The organism is Novosphingobium sp. BL-A-41-Hi4B-X5A, assembly GCF_055521705.1.
Genome location: NZ_JBVFVT010000002.1, coordinates 449911 through 472846 on the forward strand (window position 1 = coordinate 449911; position 22936 = coordinate 472846).

Below are 22936 nucleotides of genomic sequence, written 5' to 3' on the forward strand. Positions count from 1 at the left end.
ATGGGAAAGAAACCGCAGGTACCTGCCGAGGTAGAGCAGGCGATTGCCACGCTGATCCGCTGGGCGGGGGATGACCCCGCCCGCGAAGGCTTGCTCGATACGCCAAAGCGCGTGGCGAGGGCGTGGCGGGAGTACTGCCAAGGCTATGCCGAGGACCCGGCGGCGCACCTTGCGCGTCAGTTCGAGGAAGTGGGTGGCTACAACGACATCGTGCTGCTGAAGGACATTCCTTTCCAAAGCCACTGCGAACACCACATGGCCCCGATCATCGGCAAGGCAGCCATCGCCTACCTGCCGCGTGACAAGGTGGTGGGCATATCGAAGCTCGCCCGTGTGCTTCACGCCTATGCGCGGCGGCTGCAGATCCAGGAGCGGCTGACCGCGCAAGTGGCGCAGTGCATCTGGGACAACCTGCGTCCGCACGGCGTGGCGGTGGTGATCGAGGCGCAGCACGGCTGCATGACCGGCCGCGGCGTGCGCACTCCTGGCGTGGGCATGGTGACGAGCCGGATGATGGGCACCTTCCTCGAGGACAACCGCAGCCGCAAGGAAGTGCTGAGCCTAATGGGATATTGAGAGCGGCTTGCTGGCCATCCATATTCGGACTACATTCGGTCTGAATAGAGATGGCCGAATATGGATGGAGCCGAGTCATGGGCCTGGAAAGCCGCATCAAGCCGATCAGCTACCTGAAGGCCAACGCCGCGGAGGTGCTGCGCGAACTGAACGAGGGTGCCGAGCCGCTGGTGATAACCCAGAACGGCGAGGCCAAGGCCGTGCTGCAGGATGCGGCAAGCTACTACCGGATGCAGGAGACGCTGGCGCTGCTGAAGCTGCTGGCGCTGGCGAAGGAGGACATGGAGGCGGGCCGCGTCCATCCCGCCGAAGGGATGCTTGACCTCATCACAGGTGAGCGGCCAACTGATGCCTGAGGTGAAGATCCGCTATACCGAACAGGCGCGGGTCGATCTCAGTCAGATTTTCGAGCAGCGTCTGGCGGAGCGAGGGCCCGAAGGGTGGGACGGCGCACGCGCGTTGATCGCGGAGATTCTTGCGACGGTCGACGGCCTGGCGGACTATCCGGAGCGCGGGCCGCAAGTGCCCGAGTTGGTCGATCTGGGTGACAAGCGCTGGCGACAGGTGGTTCATGCCCCCTATCGCGTGGTTTACCACCTTGAGGGTGACATTGTGACGGTTGCCATCGTCGCAGACGGGCGGCGCGACTTCTCGACCCTGTTGCAGCGCCGCCTGCTTGCACTGCGGCGCTAACCCGCCAGCGCCGCCTTGTCCCGCTCCAGCGAGCGCATGGCGCGCAGGGCGGCCCAGACGCCGATGTAGCCCGTGGGGATGGCTACCGAGAGGCCGATGCGCAACCCGTGCGGTCCGGCTCCGGCGATCCAGTCGGACAGTTGGCCGGCAAGGACCGGGCCGAGGACATTGGCGAACATGCTCGAGATCAGCAGGACCAGCGCGGTGCCGGTGGCGCGGTGGGCGTTGGGCAGGATGTATTGCAGGCCAGCGAGCACGCCGACCGACCAACCGCCACCAAGCAGGCCCGAGGGCACCGCAAGCAACCGGGCAATGGTCAGGCTGTCGCTCCAGGTCACAAGCAGGATGGTCGTCGTTGCGCCACCGAGCGCGAGCGCGGTAAGGCGGAGCTGGACGGTGGCATCGCCCTTGCCGAGCTTGTCCGAGAGGAAGCCGAAGCCGAGCACGCCCAGAAGGCCGGGCAGCCCGAACGACAGCGCGAACGTGGCACCGGCGGCTTGCGTCGACAGGCCATAGGCGCGCTCGAACAGGGCGGGGCCCCACATGCCGAAGGTCACGCCCGAAAGCGAACCCAGCGCCATGACCGTGGCCAGCAGCATGATCGACGGCGTGCCGATCAGCAGGCGCATCGTGTCCTTGAGAGGGAGCGCGGGGGTGGCGGCGTCAACGCGGTCGCGCGCCGGTTCGCGCACCAGCAGCCAAGTGGCGATGGCGATGACGATGCCGACGATGCCCAGGGCGTGGAAAGCGGTCTGCCAGGTGGCGGCAGCGGCAATGGCTGGGCCACCGGCAAGGCCGGCCATCTGGCCGACATAGATTGCCGTGCCGAGCAGGGCAAAGGCGCGCCCGCGTTCGTTGGCCGGAAAGTAGGCCGCGATCAGGGCGGCGGCAGGGGCCTGGTAGGCAGCCTCGCCGATGCCGACGCCGACGCGGGCCAGAGCCAGCATTTCGGCGCTGGTGGCAAGGCCCGACAAGAGGGTGAAGAAGCTCCAGAAACCGCAACCGAGCGCAATGATCATCACGCGCGAGCGGCGATCGGCGGCGCGGGCGATGGGCAGGGTGAAGACGCTGTAGAGCAACGCAAAGGCCGGGCCCATCAGCGCACCCATCACCGTGTCGCTTATGCCGAAGTGCGCCTTGATCGGCTGGGCAAGGCCGGGGATCAGGAAGCGGTCGGCATAGTTGAGCACCGCGACCATGACCAGCAGCGTGAGCGCCAGCCAGCGGTTGGTCAGCGGCTTGCCGCTGGTGGACAGGGTGGCGGCGGCGCCTGCCGGCATGGTCGCGGCCATGCGGCTCAATCCCGCATCTGCGCGCCGCCGTTGACATGCCAGACCTGACCGTTGACCCAAGCGCCATCATCGGAGGCGAGGAAGGTCACGGCGGCGGCGATGTCTTCGGGGTGGCCGAGGCGGACGTGCGGCACGGCGGCAAGGCCGCGCTCGACATACTCGTCGGTCAGGTGCTGCTTGACCGCTTCGGTGAGGACGAGGCCGGGGCAGATCACGTTGGCGCGCACGCCCTTCTTGCCGAACTTTGCGGCAACGTGTCGGGCGAGCGCGTGGATTGCGTTCTTGGTCATCGGATAGGCGACCTGCCATGGAGCGCCGCCCGATGCCGCACCCGAGGAGGTGTAGATCATTGCGCCGCCGCCGCGTTCGAGCATCTTCGGAAGCGCGGCCTGCGTGGCGAGGAAGTGGCTCTTGGTGTTGATGGCGAAGCTGAGGTCGAGCACCTCCTCCGGGCAATCGAGGATGTCGTTGTCGCCCCCGGTGCCGCCGGCGAGGTTGGAATGGTAAAAGTCGAGCCCACCGTAGGTCTCGACCGCGCAGGCGACGATAGCGGCTTGTGAATCCGCCTTCGTGCCGTCAAGCTCGATGCCGGTGGCGGTGCCGCCGGTGGAACGGATGCTTTCCGCCACTTCTCGGGCCCAGTCGCCCATGAGGTCACCGACGACGACGTGGGCGCCTTCCTCGGCGAGGCGCCGTGCGGTTGCCGCGCCAATGCCGCGCCCGCCGCCGGCAACGATGCCGACCTTGCCCTTGAGGCCCTTCATTCCAGAATCTCCCGTATTGCCAATTTGCGGATCATATTGCCGCGAGAATTATGCAAACCTGCATATCACCGGAAATATAATCGTGCAACGTGGGATATTTCCGGCTTTCAACTCCGCATAAGACCAGTTTTTCGATTCGCGGCTGCCGCTGGCAAGGCTTCCTTGTGGCGCATCGGCGTACTGCGTTTTTGCGCGAATGACCGGCCTCATATCTCTTACAAGTGGCGCAATTCTAAGCCATATGGCATGATTGCGTATTCCGACTTGCTAAATTCTACGCATTAGCTATTTTCCGCGCCAACAACGGTTTCGAGGGGAGTAAGAATGAAGGTCACCACTTGCGCGCGGCTGTCTGTGCGTCTCATGCTCGGCGCCAGCCTCGCGACGATGACTCTGGGTTCCGCTGCCTACGCAGCCGAGGAACAGGCGCAGACCGCTGGCGATCAGGCAGTCGACGGGCAGGGCCAGCTCGAGCAGATCGTAGTCACCGCGCAGAAGGTCGAGCAGAACCTGCAGGACGTGCCGCTGGCGATCAGCGCGATCAGCGCCGACAAGGTCGAGAAGCTGGGCATCCGCGACGCCAAGGACCTTTCGGGCCTCGCCCCCAACGTGACCATCGTTCAGGGCACCACCAACGCCAACGCCGCTGTCATCTCCATCCGTGGCATTCCCACCCCCGCGACCGAGACCTTCGGCCTCGACACCGCAAACGGCCTCTATGTCGATGGCGTGTTCATCGCCCGCTCGGGCGGCAGCGCGCTTGACGTAATCGACGTTGCGCGCGTCGAGGTGCTGCGCGGGCCGCAGGGCACACTGTTCGGCCGCAACACCACGGGCGGCGGCATCGCCTTCATCTCGCGCGCGCCGTCCAAGACTTTCAAGCTGAACGCCGAGGCCGGTTACGGCAACTACAACGCCTTCAACGGCAAGATCACGCTCGATCCGGGCGAGATCGCCGGCATCTCGACCAGCTTCACCTACAGCCACCGCCAGCGTAACGGCACAGTCGACAACCTCAACGAGCCCGACGATGCGCGCGATCCCGGCGCACGCAAGGGCGATTCCTTCCGCGTCGCGGCCAAGGCCGAGATCGGTGGCACGGGGTCAATCCAGTACATCTTCGACTGGAGCAAGATCGATGCTTCGCCGATCAATTTCCAGCTGACCAAAGCCGCCAGCGGAGCCGTGCGCCCGCCCGAAGTGGTCGGCGGCGTGCCGGTTGTGGTGACGCAGCAGGCCCCGGTCGCGCCGTTCCTCAACACGGTCAATTTCCTCGATCCCCGCTGCGCCGCGCTCGCCACGCCTACGCGCGACTGGCGCCGTACGGTGTGCAACGACATCAACAGCCGTTCGACCGACAAGGCCTGGGGCCACAACGTGCAGGTCCAGAACGACTTCGGCGTATTCCACCTGAAGTCGACCACCGGCTACCGCTTCTGGAACAACGACAGCGTCACCGACCTTGACGGTATAGGCGCCTTCACCGCGCCGCGCTTCACGCAGGCGTCGCTGTTCAACGGCATGCCGGCAAGTCTGCTCCAGTTCATCCCGTCGATCCCGGCAAACTTCCGTCCGTTCATTGCGGCATCGCCGGTGCCGACCGTGCAGCAGAACCTGTTCGACACCAACAACAAGCGCCGCCACAAGCAGTTCAGCCAGGAAGTGGAAATCGGCAACGAGAGCGACAGCCTCGACTGGGTGCTCGGCGGCTTCTATTTCTGGGAAAAGGGTTCGGAGTACAACCCGCAGAACAGCGGCTTCGTGCTCGATACCAATTCGATCTTCCTCGGCAACTTCGGCCCGCTCGGCCCCTCGTTTGTCGCGGCCAACCCGGCCCGCTACCGTCTGGTGCAGACGCTGTCGGTGCTCGATTACACCGCGACGGCCGAGAGCACTGCGGTCTATGGGCAGGCGACTTTCTACCCCGGCGGCAAGGACAGCGGCCTGCGCCTGACGGCAGGCGGTCGCTATACGTGGGATACCAAGTCGATGGTGCGCCGCCAGAACGGCACCGCCCCGCTTGCCACGCCCGAGCAGGGGCGCGCCAGCTACAGCAAGTTCACCTGGAACCTGATGCTCGGCTATGACCTGTCCGATCAGGTCAACCTCTATGCCCGCGTGGCGACCGGCTATCGTTCGGGCGGCTTCAACGCGCAGGACCCGGCGGTGGCCGGCGTGCTGCCTTCGTTCAAGCCGGAGAACGTGACGTCCTACGAAGTGGGCCTGAAGTCGGAACTGTTCGACCGCAAGGTGCGCTTCAATCTCGCCGGATACTACAACGAGTACAAGGACCTGGCGATCGCCGTGCCGATCACCAACCTTGCTCCGGGCACTTTCGCCACCAAGGTAACGAACGCCGGCAAGGTCACTTACACCGGCGTCGAGGCCGAATTGACGGCGGTGCTGACCGATAACTTCACCTTCGAGGCGAACGCCGGTTACGTCGACATCAAGTACAAGGAGTTCCTCGCCGGGCTTCCGGTCGCTGCAGGTCAGCCGCTGGTCAACATCGCGGCGTATGCCACGCCGGGCTACACCTCGCCGTTCACCGCAAATGTCGCAATGAACGCGCAGTTCCCGCTTTCGGACAACGGCATGCGCCTGACCGGCCGCGTCAGCTACGCCTATGAAGATGGCAAGTACAGCTTCTCGAACGTGCTGTCCTCGCCGTACAACGAGGTGCTCAAGGGCGACAACCGCAACATCGTCGACGCACAAGTCGCGATCGATCGCATTCCGCTGGCCGGGAGCGAGGCGGCGGTGCGCTTCTGGGTCAAGAACCTGACCGACGAGCACAACCTCGTCCGCGCGATCGACTTCGGCCAGCTCGGCTATGGCGGCGGCTACTACGCCGATCCGCGCACCTATGGCGTTACCGTTGGCGTGAAGTTCTGATCTTTGGGGAGGATGGGCGCCGATCATCCGGCAACCGTCTTCGGGTGGCCCCGCTTCTGCATTGGCAGGGGCGGGGCTTTTCCGTCGTTACGCGTTTGTCATGCTAAAACGCATCTTCACAAAGGAATGCGTATCCCTATAGCTTTTTCAAAAGCGAATCATGCAAGTTGTGCCCGGGAGAGCTGCGATGACGACCAGCCTTGAAGACCTTGCCCGCCGGCTGGGCGCGCTTGAGGACAAGGAAGCGATCCGGGCGCTGAAGGCGCGCTACCTGCGGGCCTGCGATCTCAAGCGGGTTGAAGACGTGCGCGATTGCTTTGCGCCCGGCAAGATCCGCATCGCCTATGAGAACTTCCCCGAGTTTGACGATCGTGATGCCTTCGTCGCCATCTATCAGCAGATGGCTTGCAACGGGGGCGTCTATGACATCCACCACGCCACCAACTGGCAGATCGACCTTGAAAGCGCCACGCGGGCAACTGGGCAGTGGTCGCTCAACTTTCGCACGATCCTGACCGGGCCGCGTCAGGTCGTCCGCCTCGCGGTGGAATACGATGACGTTTACGAGAAGCGCGACGGGCGCTGGTGGATCGTCGAGACGGTCAGCCGCGTGACCTCGATGCTGACCGAGCAGATCGGCGAGGACGGCAGCGTCACAGTCATTGCGCTGGCCGAGCCGCCGGCAGCCTGAACCTTCGAAAGGGAAAACCAGACATGGCAATCAACTATGGCCTTGAAGGCAAGGTAGCACTCGTCACGGGCGCGGGCGGCGGCATTGGCCGCGCGGCGGCAGAGGCATTCGCGCGATCCGGCGCCAGCGTCATGGTCAGCGACGTGAACGAGGCAGGGTGCGCCGAAACCGTCGCCCTGATCGAGGCGATGGGCGGCAAGGCCGCGTTCGTGCGCTGCGACGTGAGCAAGGCCGACGAGGTCAAGGCGATGGTCGCCGCCACTGTCGAAAAGTTCGGCGGGCTGGACTGCGCGTTCAACAATGCCGGGATCAACCGCATTACCGACGACCAGTACGACGACGCGATCTGGGAGCGCGATATCGCGATCAACCTTTCCGGCGTGATGCGCTGCATGCGCGAGGAAGCGGCGGTGATGCTTGAGCGCGGCGGCGGTGCGATCGTCAACACCGCGTCGATCAATGGCCTTGTCGGCAATGGCGGACAGCCAGCCTACACCGCCGCCAAGCACGGCGTGGTCGGCCTTGCCCGCCACGGCGCGCTGCGCTGGGCCAAGGCCGGCATTCGCGTCAACGCCGTTTGTCCCGGCGTGATCGAAACGCCGATGACCGCGCCGTTGGTGCAGAACCCGGAAATGAAGGCGCTGATCGACGGGATGACGCCCATGGGCCGCATGGGACAAGCGAGCGAAATCGCCGAGGCGGTGGTGTGGCTGTGCTCTCCCGCGGCAAGCTTCGTCACCGGCCATGCGATGGTGGTCGACGGGGGAGCTACCGCTTTCTGATCACTTGCGTTTAACCGTACGATTAATTACCCCCGGTCTCAGTAACCGCAATGAATGCGGAATCGGGACAGGTGGATGATGGCCGAAGGCGCTTTCGACTTTATCGTGATCGGCGCGGGCAGCGCGGGCTCGGTGCTCGCCGCCCGCCTTTCCGAAGATCCGCAGGTGCGGGTGCTGCTGCTTGAGGCAGGCGGCGCGAACACGTCGGTGCTGGTGCGGATGCCGGCCGGCGTGGGCACGCTGATCAAGCAGAAGAGCAAGCACAACTGGGGCTTCTGGTCGGAGCCGGAGCCGCACATGGACAACCGCCGCATGTGGCATCCCCGTGGTAAGGGCCTCGGCGGTTCCTCGGCCATCAACGGCATGGTCTATATCCGCGGCCACGCCCGCGATTATGACCAGTGGCGGCAGATGGGGCTGGAGGGCTGGTCCTGGGCCGACGTTCTACCCTATTTCCGGAAGGCCGAGGATAACTGCGACGGGGCCGATGCCTTCCACGGTGCAGGCGGGCCGCTGAAGGTCAGCTGGGGCGAGAATTCGGACCATCCGCTCTATCGCGGGATCATCGAGGCCGGGCGTCAGGCGGGTCACAAGGTTACGCCCGATTTCAACGGGGCGGATCAGGAAGGCTTCGGCCGCTACCAGTTGACCATCCACGACGGCCAGCGCTGGAGCGCGGCGCGCGGCTACCTCGCACCGATTGCGGGCACGCGCAGCAACCTTTCGGTCGTCACCGGCGCGCGGGTCCACCGCATCGTGGTGGAGAACGGGCGCGCCGTAGGCGTGGAATATTCGCTTGGTCAGGGAAAACCGGTGCAAAGCGTGCTGGCAGGGCGCGAAGTGCTGCTCTGCGCTGGCGCGTTCCAGAGCCCGCAGATTCTCCAGCTGTCCGGCATCGGCGATCCCGAGGCGCTGAAGGCCAAGGGCGTTGCGCCGGTTTACGCGCTCAAGGGCGTGGGCGCGAACCTGCAGGATCACCTCGACGTCACGCTCAACTGGGCCTGCACGCAGCCGATTTCGCTCTACAACGAGATCAAGGGCTTGCGGCAGTTGAAGGTCGGGCTGCAATATCTGCTGAGCGGCAAGGGCACCGGGCGGCAGAACGGGCTGGAGGCCGGCGCTTTCCTCAAGTCGCGCCCCGATCTCGACCGGCCCGACCTGCAGATCCACTTCGTCATCGCGATCATGCAGGAACATGCCAAGGTCCAGGCCAAGCGCGATGGCTTTACCATCCACGTCTGCCAGTTGCGCCCGGAAAGCCGGGGGCAGGTCTCGCTCAGCAGCGCCGATCCTTACGCCGATCCTGCGATCCTGGCGAACTTCCTTGCCGCCGAGGAAGACCGCCGCGTGGTGCGCGAAGGCATCCGCATCGCCCGCGACGTGGCAGGGCAGCAGGCGCTAACTCCCTATCGCGGCGAAGAGATCTGGCCGGGGGCGCATGTGCAGTCGGATGCGGACATCGACGCCTGGGTCCGCGCCAAGGGCGAGACGATCTACCACCCGGTCGGCACCGCGAAGATGGGCACGCGCGAGGACCCGATGGCCGTGGTCGACAAGGACTGCAAGGTCATCGGCCTTGACGGCCTGCGGGTGGTCGATGCCTCGGTCATCCCCGCGCTGATCGGCGGCAACACCAATGCGCCGACGATCATGATCGCCGAAAAGATCGCCGACGTGATCCGGGGGCGGCCGCCCCTGGCCCCGGCCGAGACGAAAATGGCCGAGTTCGTGTGACAATGTGATGAAGACCATTGCGCAGCGGTTGGCGGCTGGGCCACCTTGCCGCGCATGATCAAGCGCCTGTTTGCCAAGCATCCCGTCCTTTCCACCGCCGGCGTCGTGGCGCTGGGAAGCCTTGGCGTTGGCACGGCGCTGTGGGCCTGCGCGGATTCGTCGTGCTATCCTGGCTGGCAACTGGGCGCATTGGAGTATGACTGCGCCGGGCGCGCGCTGATCAGCCCCGGCAACGATACGCGCATCAACATGGTCATGCTGATGCACAGCATTCAGCCGGGCGCGGCCCTGCCGGCGGAGGCCAAGGTCGACGTGAACGATCCGCAGTTCGGCAAAGTGTTCCTGTCATGGGAAGGTTTGCGCGCTTCGCTGTGGCCAGAGCCAGAGGTGGCCGAGCCTGAATACGACGAGAGCAAGTGCATCGAGGCCCAAGGTGGCATCGCCGATTTCCTTGACGCGCTGGCGGCAGACAAAGGCGTGCCCGCGGCGGAACGCGCCACGCTGACCACGCTGCGCGCAGTGGCGGGCTGCCATGACGGCGAATGGAACGACGCGGGCATTTCCAGCCAGCAGGGTCGCGCGTTCCTTGCCTATCTGAAAGCCGCCAATGCCTTCCACAAGGCAGATTATGCGGCAGCGGAAGCGGGCTTTGCCGCGCTGGCGAAGTCGGGCAATCCGTGGATTGCCGAGACGGCGCGCTACATGCCGATCCGCATCGGTCTGCGCCGGGCCGCAGCAACTTCGCTGGACGAATGGGGCGATTTTGCCGGGCCTGAGAAGGTTGACCGCGCGGCGCTGACTTCTGCGGCCAAGGCGATCGATGCCTATCTGGCTGCTTATCCCAAGGGCCGCTATGCAGACTCCGCGCAAGGCCTGAAGCGGCGTGTTGCGTGGATGGGCGGCGATACTGATACGCTGGTTGGCACATATGAGGCGCTGCTCAAGGCAACACCGGCTTCCAGCGTCGAGGCGGCCTATCTTGTCGAGGAGATCGACCGCAAGCTGCTTGAACGCGAGGATGCGGCGGCGGTCGTGGCAAAGCAGGGCAAGGCGCCCCTGCTGCTGGCGCTGGCCGACCTGAAGAAGATGCGCCCGGTCTACGATGGGCCAACTGTGGGGCTGTCTGCCGCAGAGATTGCTGCGCACAAGCCGCAGCTGGCGACCTACCCCGATGTCTACGGATTGCTGGAAGCAACGCGGATTTCCTACGCCGGCGAGAATGTAAAGCGGATCCTCTCGATCCTGCCCGATGCGGCGCGGGCCAAGGGGATGACGCCGCTGGCCTTCAGCCGCCAGATCGTGCGTGGGCAGGCGCTCTCTGCCTTGCGCGATCCCAACGAGGCGGGGTTCTGGCGCGAACTGATCGGCGCGGCCAGCCCTTTCCACCAGCGCCCGCTCGCCGAGCTTGGCCTTGCCCTGCGCTGGCAGAGGGATGGCCGGGTCGATCAGGTCTTCGCGCCCGGATCGCCGGTGCAGGAACAATCGATCCGCGAGGTGCTGCTGCAGACCATCGCCAGTCCGGCGATCCTGCGCGCCAGTGCGGGGGATGCCTCCCGATCCGGGCATGAGCGCGATGTTGCGCGGTTCTCGCTGCTCCACAAGGACCTGACGCGCGGCGCGTTCGGCGATTTCGCGCGTGACGTGGCGCTGGTTCCGGGCGATGCCAACATCGATGGCGGGTTGTGGGGCTTTGCCAGCCAGCAGAGCGTGCCGGTGGGCCTGTTCACCAAGGGCCAATGGTCGGACGGCTTCGCCTGTCCCGCCATCGCGCAGACCGCTGCCACACTCGCCCGCAATCCGGCTGACCAGCGCGCGCGCCTGTGCCTCGGTGACTTCTGGCGGCTCAACGGCTTTGATGGCTTTGCCCTGCACACGGCGGGCGATGGCGCGAATGTTCTTGGGAATGCGCCAGACCTGTTCCCCGGCAAGGCGAGCTATCGCGATGCGATCTACGCCGCGATCATCGCCGACAAGGCGGCAGCGGCAGACTTGCGCGCTTATGCGCTCTACCGCGCGGTGCGGTGCTATGCGCCATCGGGCTACAATGGCTGCGCGGGGCCTGCCCGGACCACGGCGGAACTTGAAGCCGCACAAGTGCCGCTGGCGGTGCGCAAGGGCTGGTACGACGAGCTGAAGAAGCGCTACCCGCAAAGCCCGTGGGCCAAGGCGCTGCGCTTCTACTGGTGAAGCGGCGGGCGCTGACTTTGCTGGCCTCGCTGCTGCTCACCGCCTGCGAGCGGCAGGCCGAGGCGCCACGTGTGCGGGCCGAGGGGGCAGAGGCGGTGTTCGTCTGGCCCGGCGTCCATCCTGCGCCTGAGGTCAAGGCGCGCACCGTTTACCTGCTCGATGGCGAAGTGCGGCGCGATGGCCCGGCCCGCCTCCATGCCTTGCGCATGGGCACGCCGCGCCTTCCCGGGAGGACGTTATGGCTGGTGGTGCGCAGCGAACGGCTGGACTGGACCGACGCGACCCGCGCCGCAATCCTCGCCGATCTTGCGCAGTGGCGCGCGGCGGGCAACGAAGTGGCGGGCCTGCAGGTCGATTTCGACGCCGCGACCAAGGGCCTGTCAGGTTACGCCGCGTTCCTCAAGGACCTGCGCGCCCGCCTGCCCGATGACGTGCGCCTCTCGATCACCGGCCTGATGGACTGGAGCGCCAATGGCGACCTCCAGGCGCTCGCACAACTGGCCGGCACTGTCGACGAAGTGGTGATCCAGACCTATCAGGCCCGCGCGACGATCCCCGGCTACGAAGCCTACTTCGCCAAGCTGGGCCGCTTCCCCATCCCCTTCCGGGTGGCGCTGGTCGAAGGCGGCGAGTGGCAAGCCCCACCGGGACTGGAGACGCACCCGATGTTCCGCGGCTACGCCGTGTTCCTGCTGGCCCGGCCCACGGGATGAATGGTTAGGGAGGGGTGGTTACTTGCCGTCAGGCATATCCTCAATAACCACTTCGAACAAAACGTCATCTGCTGCGTTCAAGCAGATGAACTGAATAGACTTAATGGCAGCTTCCTCTGGCTCCATCGGCTCACTCGATACGTCTAAGATCAGGTCGAGCGCCGCGATGATGCCTTGGGGAACGACCCGGAATCCGTCTACGCCGACTACTCGGCGGTTCCCTCGAATAGCAGTCTCGATCTGTCTTACAGCCTCGTCAGCTTTCAAAATGGTGGTGAGCATCAATTTGCTTCTCGGTCGGGGCCAAGCATCGTCGCAGACGCTACGGTTCCTTCAGCCGTTCGGCAACAATTACAGCAACAGTGGACTTCCATAGCCGATCCTCCCCGTTTTCACCGCAGGTGCAAACGGGGAGCAACCGTCTATGTGGCAGCCCATTTCTGTTTGTTTCGGATCATGGCGTTGAGAGCTGTGATGAGTTTTCGCATGATCGCAACGAGGGCGACTTTTGCTGGTTTTCCGGCGTTTTTCAGATTGTGGTATGCGACGGCCATTGTGGTGTTGCGCCGACTTGCGACGAGGGCGGCCATATAGAGTGCATCGCGGGGAGGTTTGCGCCCTCCGGCGATGCGTCGCTTGCCCCTGAAGGCCCCGCTTTCGCAATCGAAAGGCGCGACGCCGACGAGCGATGCGGCCTGTCGGGCGCTCATTGCACCGAGTTCCGGCATGAACGCGAGGAGCGTTGCCGCGGTTGTCGGCCCGACGCCTGGCACCGAGCGCATGATTGCGTTGCGCTCGGCAAGTTCGGGGTGATCCGCGATCAGGCGTGCGATCTCTGCTTCAACCAGCGCGATCTCGGCTGACAGCCGTTTGATCCGCTGTGCAGCGATCCGCCTGAGCAGCGCGCTGGCAGTCTGCTCGGCCTGGTTGGCGCAGCGGGTGCGCTCCTCGCACAGCTGGCGGCGTGCCGTGACGAGTTCGCCGAGCATGGCGCGGGCAGGATCGTGGACCACCTCGCGCTGGGGCAGCGCAGCGCAGAAATGCGCGATCGCTGCAGCATCGATCCTGTCGTTCTTGGCCAGAATCCCGGCAGCGCGGGCGAACTGGCGCACGCGCATCGGGTTGACGCGTCGAGCGGGCAGGTCTGCCTCGCATAGAGCCGTCAGCAGAGCGCGTTCATAACCACCCGAAGCCTCGAAGCCGACTGCGTGGGGTCTGACGCGGCGAAGCCACCGGATCAAGGCTCGCAAGCCATCCCGGTCGTTGGCAAAAGCGCAGGCCTCATTCTGCGGCCACAGACAGACATCAAGCCGCGCCTTGCTGACATCGATACCGACAAATTGATCGTGCTGTGCCATATCTCCGTTCCCATCCTTGCGTGTGCGGGGTCAACGCCCCGTGCAACCGTTCGGGTTGATGAAGATCCGTCCGGGCCCAAGCTCCCCAGCGGGCTGCTACGACCAAGGGGGACACGGGCTCGCGAACGGGCGGGAGGCTCCGCTAGCGGAGCCTCCCGCAATCGCATCATGCACCATTTTCAAGATACAAGGGGGACCGCCAGCGAAGCTGGTGGTGGAGGGGTTTTGCGAATTTGCCCCTCCGTCATTCGCTGGCGCGAATGCCTCCTCCCCCATTTCCGCCGATAAGCAATCCTACGCAGCCCCAGCTAACCCCGCATCTTCAAGCTTTCTGCCTAAAATCCGCATCTTAACCAAGATTCAAGGACTTAGGGCGGAAAACGCGCCGGATGCAGGCCTTTGCGAACATCCTAAAGCTGGAAACCGACGACCCGGAGCTGACCCGGGCGCAGTTCCGCTCGTTCTCCAGCCAGATGCCGCTGCTCTATGCGATTCTGGTCTGCAACGCGCTTGCCATCGGGTTTTCATTCTTTGATCCGGGCAATTCCTTCAAGACCATCCTGACCCCGCTGTTCATCTGTGCGGTCGCCGTCTGGCGCGGGATCTGGTGGTGGCAGCAGCGCTCTGTCGGCTCGCACTCCGACGCCTATATCGCCGCCTGCCTGCGCCGCACCTGCTGGCTGGCCATTATCATGACCATGGCATTCGAGGCGTGGTGCATCTGGGTCTATCCCGATGGCGATGCCTATGCGCGCAGCAACCTGACCTTCTTCCTCGGCCTGACCGAGGTCAGCTGCGTGTTCTGCCTGATGACCTTGCGCGCCGCCGCAATGCGCGTCGCGCTGGTCAGCACGCTGTCGTTCGTGTTCTACTTTTCGTGGATCGACGGCGGCCAGCTGCTCGGCCAGTCGATCGTGCTGACGCTGGTGTGCATCGGCATGATAGTGGTGACGCACAGCTACAACATCTCATTTTCCGAACTTATCCGGTCGCAAAGCATCCTGCGTGCGCGCCAGCTCGAAACCGAGAAGCTTTCCGAGGAAAACCGGCGCATCGCCTTCAGCGATCCGCTCAGCGGTCTGCCCAACCGGCGCGAACTTCTGACGCGGCTTGATCGACTGGAAGCGCGGCTCAATCCCCTGCCGGATAGCCTTGCGGTGATCTTCATCGATCTCGATGGGTTCAAGGAAGTGAACGACGAGCATGGCCACCAGGCCGGCGATGCCCTGATCCGCAGCATCTGCCTGCGCCTTGGCCAGCATTGCCCCGCTCATGCCCGCCTGGCCCGTGTTGGCGGCGACGAGTTCGCGGTGCTGCTGGAAATGCCCAAGGCGCAGGCTGAGGCGGAACGCCTGGCCGCAACGATCCTTGAGGAAATCTCGCTACCGGTACTGGTGGAACGCCACGTGCTGCAGGTGGGTGCCAGCATCGGCGTAGCTGCCAATACGGATGTGGCTGGCACGCCGCGCGAACTGCTGCGCCGCGCCGACACCGCGATGTACCACGCCAAGACGGCGGGCAAGAACCAGGTCGCGATCTATGATGCCGCGTTCGATGAAGGGCGCAAGCACCGGCTGGCCGTGGAAACCCAGATCGGGCGCGGCCTCGCGCGCGATGAGTTCGAGGTCTATTACCAGCCCGAGGTCGATGCCGTGTCCGGGCGCATCGTTGCGGTCGAGGCGCTGCTGCGCTGGCCCCGACGCCCCGAAGGCCCGCTGCCACCCGACGATTTCATCGAGATTGCCGAGGCCACCGGCCAGATCCATCCGCTCGGTATGTTCGTGCTGGAACGCGCCTGCCGCGACATCGGGCCGCTGGGGAACTTGCGGCTCAGCGTCAATGTCAGCCCGGCGCAGTTCCGGGATTCGCATTTCGAACGGCAGGTCGCCCACGTGCTGGAGCAGACCCGCTTTCCCCCCGAGCGGCTGCAGTTCGAGATTACCGAAGGCTATTTGCTGTCAAACCCCGAACGCGTGGTGCGCGCGGTGGAGACGTTCAAGCAGCGCGGCATGTCGATCGCGCTCGACGATTTCGGCACCGGCTTCACCAGCATCCACTACCTGCGCAGCTATGGCTTCAGCCACATCAAGATCGACAAGTCGCTGCTTGAGGGCCTCGCACCGGGGAGCAAGGGCGCGATGCTTGTGACCGGGGCGATCATGCTCGCCTGCGGACTGGACATGCGGGTGATCGCCGAAGGCGTGGAAACCGAGGAGCAGGCGCAGCTGCTGCGGCAGGCCGGATGCCACAAGCTGCAGGGCTACCTGTTCGGCAAGCCGATGCCCCTGCCCGATTTCATCGCCGCGTGGGAGCGTTCGGAGCGCACCGTGCTCAAGGCATCGGCGCGCTTCGCCGGTTGATCCCCGGGAAATGGATTGTCGCCCCGGCGCAGGCCGGGGCCGACGACCTTGCGTCCGCGCCCGGGGTCTAGGCCAGGGCCGCCTTCAGCCGTGCGCCGGCCCGTTCGATATAGGGCATGGCATCGGGCACAGCCTCGAACATCGAGAAGAAGCCGTGGATCATGCCAGGCGCGAGTTCGGTCTCGACCGGAACGCCTGCCTCCTTCAGCGCCTCGGCATAGTCCAGCCCTTCATCGCGCAGGGGATCATACTGCGCGACCAGCACCGTGGCAGGCGGCAACCCCGCGAGATTGTCATGGCGCAGCACTGCAGCCTCGGGGTGGGGATCGCCGTGATCGCCGACGTAGTGCATCCAGAACCACTGCATCATGCGCGTGGTGAGGAAGTATCCCTCGGCATTCTCGGTGTAGGAGCCGTTCTCGAAGTTGGTGTCGGTGACAGGGTAGATCAGCAGCTGGTGCGCCAGCTTTGGCCCGCCCGCATCGCGCGCGCGTATAGCGACGGCGGCGGCGAGGTTGCCGCCCGCGCTGTCACCGGCCACCGCGAGGCGGCCCTTGTCGATGCCGAGGTCTGCGGCATGGTCCACAGCCCAGAGCAGGGCGTCGTGGCAATCGTCGAGCGGGCCGGGGAAGGGCGTTTCCGGGGCGAGACGGTAGTCGACCGACAGCACCGCCGCGCCGCTCGCCACGGCCAAGGCGCGCGCCGAGGCATCGTGCGTCTCGATCGAGCCGATCACCCAGCCGCCGCCATGGTAGAACAGCACCAGCGGGGCGTTCTCGCCCGCGCCCTCGGGCTTGTAGAGCCGCGCGGCGATGGTGCGGCCGGGCAGGTCCAGCGTCAGGTCGCGCACCTCGGCAACGGCGGGTGGCGGGCCCAGCTGCATCGGCCGGTTCGCCTCGCGCAGGGCCTCGGGCGTGATCGTCTCGTAGTCGATCGGCGGCATCTGCGCGAAGAAGCCGAGCAGCGCCTCGACCTGCGGATTGAGCGTCATCCTTTGTCTCTCCCTTAGCCGTACTGGGCGGCGATTTCGGCAACAGCCGCCGCCACGTCGCCGCGACGATAGCCGAGCAGCGCGGTTTCGCCAGCGTCGGGTTCATAACTGATCGTGTTGCCGCGGCCCTGCGGGATGGCGATGTCGGGCAGGAGCGGCAGTTCCTCGTCGCGCTCCTCCAGCTTTACGTCACTGCCAACAGCGTCGAAGAACAGCTGGAAGTATTCGCGGAAGGTCAGGTTTTCATCGCCGACGAGATAGGCCTTGCCCGGCTCGCCCCGCAGCAGCGCGCCTTCGATCGCTTCGGACAACGAACGAAACGACATGAAGTTGGTGCCCCCCGTCGGCGCGAAGAACGGGATCGGGATCTGCCCCTTGGCCCAGGCGACATAGGGTTCGAAGATCGCGCTGGGCAGCCCCGGCACCGCGCCGACCATGAACGGCGCGTTGACGCTGACCACGTCGAAATCGTGGCTCGCCTCGTTGCGGGCAAGCTGGCATGCCGCAAGGCGCGACTGGATATAGACATTGCCCGCAATCAGTTCCGGCGCGGCCTGCGGGTAGAAGCTGCCGAGCTGCACCGCGCGCTTGACCCCGGCTTCACGGGCGGCGGCGAACACGGCGGGCAGGGCTTCGTGGTTGGCGCGTCTCAGCCAGGCGCCGAAGTCTTCACCCTGCGGCACGTGGCGCGGATCGTTGCCCGCCGCGAACACCATCCTGTCGAAGCCCTTGAGCTTGTCAGCAGTGAAATCGCCCGCCACGTAATCGCCCTTGAGGAAGCCGAGTTTGCTGAGCGGCGTGCCTGTCGGCGCGGCAGAGCGCCCGGTGATCGTCACGTCATGCCCCTGTGCCGCCAGATGCAGCGCGGCATGGCCGCCAAGCGCACCCGTGCCGCCGATGACCAGTACCTTCATGTCGCAATTCCCTTGATCGGCCGCAGCTCTTCCCAATCGACGATCAGGGTGCGGCGGGTGAACTTCCAGTAGTCGTTCTCGCGCCTCCACTGGTCCTGGTAGCGGATCGCCCAGACCAGCAGCTTGTCGCCCTCGGGCGCGGCAATGCGGTGCTCGGCTGTGGAGCGGGTCTCGCCATGGGCGCTGTCACCCTCCACGATCACGTCCATGTCATGCACCACGTGGCGCGTCATGGTGAAGGCGTGGGCGAGGTGGTCGATCGAGCCAAGGTTCGCCTCCAACCCTGCGATGCTGAAGCCCGGACCTGAAATCTCCACATCCTCGGCAAGCACCTCACGCCACAGCGCCTTGTCGCGGCGATCTGCGCCCACGGCATAGCGTTCGGCGGTGCGCCGAAGCGCGGCGAGGTCGCTCATGCCACGGTGCCCGGAATCACGAGGCCATTGCCGGAAATCAGCGGCACGTTGGTCCATTCGCCATGCGGCGTGCGATACCACCCTGCCGCCGCCAGCGCGCCGCCATCGATGTTGATCGTGCTGCCCGTCACCCACGCCGCCAGCGGGCTGGCGAGGTAGAGCGCCGCGCCCGCGCAGTCGCTGGGTTGGCCAAAGCGGCCCAGCGGAATCCACCGCTCCTCGTGCGTGCGGTTCTCGGGCGGGATCATGTAGTCGAGCGCCACTTGCGGAGTATCGGTGGTTTCGGGCGCGATGGTGTTGACGCGGATGCCCTCGGGGCCAAATTCCAGCGCAAGGCTCTTGCTAAAGCCGGTCACCGCCCACTTCGCGGCAGCATAGACGGAGCAATAGGGGATGCCGCGATGCGCCTCGATCGAGGTGACGTTGATGATCGAGGACCCCGGCGCGCCCTTGCGCAGCAGGGGAACCATGGCCTTGGTCATGCGCAGCAACTGGCCTAGGTTGACGTCGAGGATCTCCTCGACCTCCACGTCCTCCAGCATCGCAAAGGGCCGCGCGTGGACGAAGTGACCGACATTGTTGACCAGCACGTCCAGCCTGCCGGTTTCGGCAGCGATCCGCTCGGCCAGCATCGCGCCGACCCCGCGCTGGCGCACGTCGCAGCGGATCACGCGGGCAGAGGGCATGGCGGCCTCGGCGGCATCGGCATTGGCGGGGTCGATCTCGGCGATCACCACTTGCGCGCCGGCTCCGGCAAAGGCTTCGGCAATGGCGCGCCCGATGCCCACGCCGCCCCCGGTGACCAGCACGGTCTTTCCGGTGAAATCCAGAGCCTGCGAAGCGAGCAACGCATTGTCTGCCGCAGTCATACGGTCACTTCCCTCTCCACACCAATGATTCGGTGATTATCGTTTCAATTGCTACGCATAGTGTTTTCACTTTCTTGAAGTGTCAACCGGATGCGTAGGAAGAGGGTCTTGGTTTTGCTAGATTCCCGGTTGCTCTGCTGGAATGTGCACCACCAGCCCGTCAAGCTCCTCGCCAAGCTGGACCTGGCAGGACAGGCGGCTGTTGGGGCGGATCTCGACACCCTCGATCGCCTCGAGCATCTCGCGCTCTTCCGGCCGGGCCGGGCCGGTGCGGTCAAGCCAGTCGGGGTCGATGTAGCAGTGGCAGGTGGCGCACTGCATCATGCCGCCGCACAGCGCGTCGATCCCGTCGACAAGGTTGCCAACCGCCAGCTGCATCAGGGTCATGCCCTCGAAGTTCACGCAAGTCCGCGCCGAGCCGTCCGGCTGGACGAAAGTCACCTTGGCCATTCAGATCACCTCAAGCGTGCGCCGGGCAACCGGCCGCCTTCGCCAGCGCGGCCACGTCGGCACTCGCGCCCGCGCCGTCCAGCTGGCGCCGCTTGTACCGCACGCGGCAGGGCTGGGCGGGCCAGTAGGTCGAGGCACCGGCGATGGGCTTCACCTCGTCCATCAGCTCCATGTCAAAGTTCTGCAGCAGGATCGCCACCAGCACCTTCATTTCCATGCGCGCGAAGTTCACGCCCGCGCAGCGATGCACCCCGCCGCCAAAGCCGATCAGCGAATTGCTCTCGATTTGTGCTTCAGGGTTTTGCGGGTTGAAGCGCTCCGGATCATAGGCATTGGCATTGCGGAACGTCTCTTCCATCCGGTGGCTGACCGACGGCGCAAGCAGCACGAACTCGCCCTTGCGGATGCGATAGCCCTCACGTTCGATATCGGCATTGGCCTTGCGCGAAAGCATGTAGGCCACCGGGTGAAGCCGCTCGGTCTCACGCAGGGCGAGGTCCATCTTCTCCATCGCGATGGCGTGTTCCCAAGTGAGGTTGCCGCCGTTGCCGGCACCCAGCAGCCCCGCCGTCTCGTCGCGCAGGACCTTGGCATAGCCGGGGTTCTGCAGCAGGTCGGCCAGCGCCCAGCTGACTTGCCCGGCGGTGGTTTCATGCCCCGCCCAGACCAGCAGCAGGATCAGGTGGCGAATGATCTCGTCGGGCACGGCGCGGCCATCGGGATACTTCGTCTCGATCATCGTCTGGAAGAAGTCGGGCGGATCGAGCGGGCTCGCACGGCGCTTGTCGATCCACGACTGCAGGATCGCGTGCAGCTTCTTCTTGGCGCGCTGGCTTTTCACCATCTTGGGCGTCGGCAGCCACAGCGGCAGGACGAACTCCATGCCGCCCGAAAAGTCGCGGAACAGCTCGAAGAATTCGTGGCCCAGCTTCTCGTGGAACTCGCGCCCCATGAAGCTGTGCGCGGCAATGTCCATCACCACCGGCCCCAGCGTCGGGATCAGGTCGAATTCGCCTTCGTTGCCCAGCTGCTCAACCAGATTGAGCGATTCCTCGACCATCACCGGCACGTACTGTTTCATCGACGCCGCCTTGAACCGGGGCATGATGATGGCGCGCTGGCGCAGGTACTCGTCCATCTCGGCGAAGGAGTAGAATTCGGGCGAAAACATCTTGAGGAAGAACGGCATCGACTCCCGGATCGAGAGCAGCTTGTCGGTCTCCTCGAAGAAGAAGCGGTTGTGTTCCGGCCCCAGCATCACGTTCATGCGCTGGCCCATGAAGTTCATCGCGAACATCCGCCCCTTGGAACGGTAGCCGCGTTTCAGGACCGAAACGGGATCACGGAAGAACTGCGCCAGATGCCCGAGCAGCGGCACGCCGCCATCGAGCAAGGGAAGGCCGTCTGCACCCGGTGCTGCACTCGCCATCGATCATCTCCCCGCACGGCCGGTTGCTCCGGCTCCAACGGGCGAAGGGTATGGTGCGCGGGGGGCGGTGCAAGTCCCGCGCATCGAAACGTATCGTCCGATGATCTTTGCAGGATCATCGGACGAACCTCCCATCCGCCTTTGATCAATAAACCGCCGCCGGATTCTTCGGGCGCGGGCTGCCGAGCATCGCGCGGTGCGAAGGGCGGTCGTGGCCACGGTCGGTCACGCCCAGTTCCTTCGCGATCTCGGCCACGATCAGCGTCTGGCCGGAAAGCTCGTCGCGATTGTGCGCGCTGTCGATGGCGGCGAGGACATGGGCGGAGAATTCAGGGTTCTCGGCCATCGACAGGAAGCCCTCGTACTGCTCCGGGTTGGTCTTGGCCGCGATCAGCGCGCGCTCGGTCAACTGCGGGCCGAGCCAGAGCGAGACCGCGATCACCCCGGTGCCCCGGAAATCGTGCTCCATGTCATGCGCCAGCTTGTCGAGCCCGGCCTTCTGCGCGCCATAGGCGGGGCCGTGCATGTAGCAGGTCGCGCCGAACGACGAGGTCATCGCGATCAGGCCGGACTTCTGCGGGACCATGATCTTCGCCGCGTGCCAGCTGGCCACGTAGGCGCTGCGCAGTCCGACATCGAGGATCTTCTGGGCGTCGAGTTCCTTCTCCCAGAACGGCGCCTTGTCGATCAGCTGATGGTGCATGTAGGCAGCATTGTTGACCAGCACATCGAGGCGGCCCTGCTCGTCCATGATCTGTTCGAAAACGCGGGCAACGCTGGCGTCGTCGCTGTGGTCACAGACGACCGGGATACCCTTGCCGCCGTTCTCGGTGATCTTCTGCGCGGTTTCGGAGACGGTGCCCGGCAGCACGGTGCCGTCCCAGCCCTTGGCATCGCCGGGCGTGACGGTGCGCCCGGTGACGTAGACGGTGTAGCCCATCTCGCCAAAGCCGCGCGCGATGCCTGCGCCTGCACCCCGGCTGGCGCCCGTTACGAGAGCAACTTTCGGTTGTTCGGACATGGTGGATTCCTCTTGCGCGATAGTCAGCCCAGGTGCGCGAAATCGAACTGGCTGGTGGGGATGATATCGTTGCGGGTGAAGTCGATGAAGGCGTGGCAGCTGGCCATCATCGCGTCGAGATTGGCCTTGAACTTCGCCGGTTTACCCACGGCATCGAAGAACACTTCCGGCTGTTCGAGCGCTTCCAGCGGGAAGCACTCCTCGACGAACGCGCTGTAGGCCGGTGCGCCTTCGGTGAGGGGGCGGACGATCAGGTTCTGGACGTATTCGAAGTTCGATTGCGTGTCGATCGCCACTCGCGTGTGGTGCGAATGCCAGTGGGCGACGGCCTCTTCGCGGGTGATGTCCGGGCGGAACGTGATGAAGCTGGCCTGGCTCCAGCCCCATGTGCGCCGGGTGCTTTCGTGTTTAGCTTCGCTGAACTTCGCTTCGCTTCGTTTCCCCGGGGAAACATTTGTAGAACACGGATGCGCGGTGTTCGGGATGATCTCGGATTCACAGACCAGCCACGCTGCAAACCATGCCGAACGCGCGGCGAGCGCTGCATCGACATCGCCCCGTAAGCGGGCGTTTGCCGAGGGCATCCAGAACTGCACGACGGCGGCCTGCTGCGGCACCTGCCACTGCTGGACCAGCGCTTCGCCCGGTGCGACCGTGGCATCGCGCAGGTTGAGCCGAACCCGGCTCGCTCCCGCAGCGACGAGTGCCTGGGGCAGGGTGCCGAGCAGTGCGGCGCCGAAGTCCTCGCGCGACTGGTGCGGCGGCGCCCAGAGGGCGGCGATGACCTTTTCCATGGCGCGC

At 65.1% G+C, this 22936-nt stretch carries 22 protein-coding genes; 10 read left to right on the forward strand and 12 right to left on the reverse strand.

From position 1 onward, the window contains the following. The 3 genes from folE (at position 1) to ACZ1JY_RS17785 (ending at position 1269) form a co-directional block, all read left to right on the forward strand. A complete protein-coding gene (gene folE / locus ACZ1JY_RS17775) occupies positions 1 to 576 on the forward strand; it encodes a GTP cyclohydrolase I FolE (protein ID WP_118075329.1) in 576 nt (191 codons plus the stop codon). Between the two features lie 77 nt (positions 577 to 653). After that, positions 654 to 932: a type II toxin-antitoxin system Phd/YefM family antitoxin gene (locus tag ACZ1JY_RS17780; protein WP_168904332.1), complete on the forward strand. Its 279-nt coding sequence runs from the start codon at positions 654 to 656 to the stop codon at positions 930 to 932. Then, positions 925 to 1269: a type II toxin-antitoxin system RelE/ParE family toxin gene (locus ACZ1JY_RS17785; protein ID WP_465130957.1), complete on the forward strand. Its 345-nt coding sequence runs from the start codon at positions 925 to 927 to the stop codon at positions 1267 to 1269. The genes ACZ1JY_RS17780 and ACZ1JY_RS17785 overlap by 8 nt, the downstream gene beginning before the upstream one ends. On the opposite strand, the gene ACZ1JY_RS17790 is transcribed toward ACZ1JY_RS17785, so the two are convergent. Both ACZ1JY_RS17790 and ACZ1JY_RS17795 read right to left on the reverse strand, forming a co-directional pair. After that, entirely contained in the window at positions 1266 to 2561 is a 1296-nt protein-coding gene (locus tag ACZ1JY_RS17790) for an MFS transporter (protein ID WP_465130958.1), read from the reverse strand. The genes ACZ1JY_RS17785 and ACZ1JY_RS17790 overlap by 4 nt on opposite strands. Positions 2562 to 2566: 5 nt before the next feature. Next, complete coding sequence (locus tag ACZ1JY_RS17795) at positions 2567 to 3325, reverse strand: SDR family NAD(P)-dependent oxidoreductase (protein WP_465130959.1); 759 nt, start codon at positions 3323 to 3325, stop codon at positions 2567 to 2569. 324 nt (positions 3326 to 3649) lie between these two features. On the opposite strand from ACZ1JY_RS17795, the gene ACZ1JY_RS17800 reads away from it, so the two are divergent. From ACZ1JY_RS17800 to ACZ1JY_RS17825, 6 genes are all read left to right on the forward strand, one after another. After that, entirely contained in the window at positions 3650 to 6220 is a 2571-nt protein-coding gene (locus tag ACZ1JY_RS17800; protein ID WP_465130960.1) for a TonB-dependent receptor, read from the forward strand. 187 nt (positions 6221 to 6407) lie between these two features. Next, a complete protein-coding gene (locus tag ACZ1JY_RS17805) occupies positions 6408 to 6911 on the forward strand; it encodes a nuclear transport factor 2 family protein (RefSeq protein WP_465130961.1) in 504 nt (167 codons plus the stop codon). A gap of 23 nt (positions 6912 to 6934) precedes the next feature. Further along, the gene (locus ACZ1JY_RS17810; protein WP_465130962.1) at positions 6935 to 7693 is read left to right on the forward strand and encodes an SDR family NAD(P)-dependent oxidoreductase; all 759 of its coding nucleotides are present in this window, start codon (positions 6935 to 6937) and stop codon (positions 7691 to 7693) included. A gap of 78 nt (positions 7694 to 7771) precedes the next feature. Then, the gene (locus ACZ1JY_RS17815; RefSeq protein WP_465130963.1) at positions 7772 to 9427 is read left to right on the forward strand and encodes a choline dehydrogenase; all 1656 of its coding nucleotides are present in this window, start codon (positions 7772 to 7774) and stop codon (positions 9425 to 9427) included. A gap of 54 nt (positions 9428 to 9481) precedes the next feature. Then, entirely contained in the window at positions 9482 to 11614 is a 2133-nt protein-coding gene (locus ACZ1JY_RS17820) for a PA5441 family protein (RefSeq protein ID WP_465130964.1), read from the forward strand. Beyond that, positions 11611 to 12327 (forward strand): DUF3142 domain-containing protein, encoded by a 717-nt coding sequence (locus tag ACZ1JY_RS17825; protein ID WP_465130965.1) that lies wholly within the window; start codon positions 11611 to 11613, stop codon positions 12325 to 12327. Before ACZ1JY_RS17820 ends, ACZ1JY_RS17825 begins: the two co-directional genes overlap by 4 nt. Positions 12328 to 12345: 18 nt before the next feature. Here the strand turns inward: ACZ1JY_RS17825 and ACZ1JY_RS17830 are convergent, their stop codons facing one another. Together ACZ1JY_RS17830 and ACZ1JY_RS17835 are read right to left on the reverse strand one after the other, a co-directional pair. Next, positions 12346 to 12609 (reverse strand): hypothetical protein, encoded by a 264-nt coding sequence (locus ACZ1JY_RS17830; protein WP_465130966.1) that lies wholly within the window; start codon positions 12607 to 12609, stop codon positions 12346 to 12348. Between the two features lie 140 nt (positions 12610 to 12749). After that, positions 12750 to 13685, reverse strand: a complete 936-nt coding sequence (locus tag ACZ1JY_RS17835) for an IS110 family RNA-guided transposase (RefSeq protein WP_465129402.1) — start codon at positions 13683 to 13685, stop codon at positions 12750 to 12752. A 389-nt stretch (positions 13686 to 14074) separates the two neighbouring features. Here ACZ1JY_RS17835 and ACZ1JY_RS17840 point away from each other — a divergent pair, with 389 nt between their 5' ends. Then, entirely contained in the window at positions 14075 to 16045 is a 1971-nt protein-coding gene (locus ACZ1JY_RS17840; protein WP_465130967.1) for a putative bifunctional diguanylate cyclase/phosphodiesterase, read from the forward strand. A gap of 67 nt (positions 16046 to 16112) precedes the next feature. Here the strand turns inward: ACZ1JY_RS17840 and estDL136 are convergent, their stop codons facing one another. The 8 genes from estDL136 to ACZ1JY_RS17880 all read right to left on the reverse strand — a co-directional run bounded on the left by estDL136 (position 16113) and on the right by ACZ1JY_RS17880 (position 22929). Beyond that, the gene (gene estDL136 / locus ACZ1JY_RS17845; RefSeq protein ID WP_465130968.1) at positions 16113 to 17036 is read right to left on the reverse strand and encodes a chloramphenicol hydrolase; all 924 of its coding nucleotides are present in this window, start codon (positions 17034 to 17036) and stop codon (positions 16113 to 16115) included. A gap of 14 nt (positions 17037 to 17050) precedes the next feature. Further along, positions 17051 to 17950 carry an NAD-dependent epimerase/dehydratase family protein gene (locus tag ACZ1JY_RS17850; RefSeq protein WP_465130969.1) on the reverse strand — a complete coding sequence of 300 codons (900 nt, stop codon included), beginning with the start codon at positions 17948 to 17950 and terminating at the stop codon, positions 17051 to 17053. Continuing rightward, a complete protein-coding gene (locus tag ACZ1JY_RS17855) occupies positions 17947 to 18366 on the reverse strand; it encodes a nuclear transport factor 2 family protein (protein WP_465130970.1) in 420 nt (139 codons plus the stop codon). Before ACZ1JY_RS17855 ends, ACZ1JY_RS17850 begins: the two co-directional genes overlap by 4 nt. Then, positions 18363 to 19235, reverse strand: coding sequence for an SDR family NAD(P)-dependent oxidoreductase (locus tag ACZ1JY_RS17860; protein WP_465130971.1), 873 nt, complete (start codon positions 19233 to 19235; stop codon positions 18363 to 18365). Before ACZ1JY_RS17860 ends, ACZ1JY_RS17855 begins: the two co-directional genes overlap by 4 nt. 117 nt (positions 19236 to 19352) lie before the next feature. Continuing rightward, positions 19353 to 19685: a 2Fe-2S iron-sulfur cluster-binding protein gene (locus ACZ1JY_RS17865; RefSeq protein WP_465130972.1), complete on the reverse strand. Its 333-nt coding sequence runs from the start codon at positions 19683 to 19685 to the stop codon at positions 19353 to 19355. 10 nt (positions 19686 to 19695) lie between these two features. Beyond that, the gene (locus ACZ1JY_RS17870; protein WP_118075342.1) at positions 19696 to 21114 is read right to left on the reverse strand and encodes a cytochrome P450; all 1419 of its coding nucleotides are present in this window, start codon (positions 21112 to 21114) and stop codon (positions 19696 to 19698) included. Positions 21115 to 21259: 145 nt separating this feature from the next. Further along, a complete protein-coding gene (locus ACZ1JY_RS17875; protein WP_465130973.1) occupies positions 21260 to 22135 on the reverse strand; it encodes an SDR family NAD(P)-dependent oxidoreductase in 876 nt (291 codons plus the stop codon). A 23-nt stretch (positions 22136 to 22158) separates the two neighbouring features. Next, positions 22159 to 22929: an EthD domain-containing protein gene (locus ACZ1JY_RS17880; RefSeq protein ID WP_465130974.1), complete on the reverse strand. Its 771-nt coding sequence runs from the start codon at positions 22927 to 22929 to the stop codon at positions 22159 to 22161. Between the last annotated feature and the right edge of the window lie 7 nt (positions 22930 to 22936).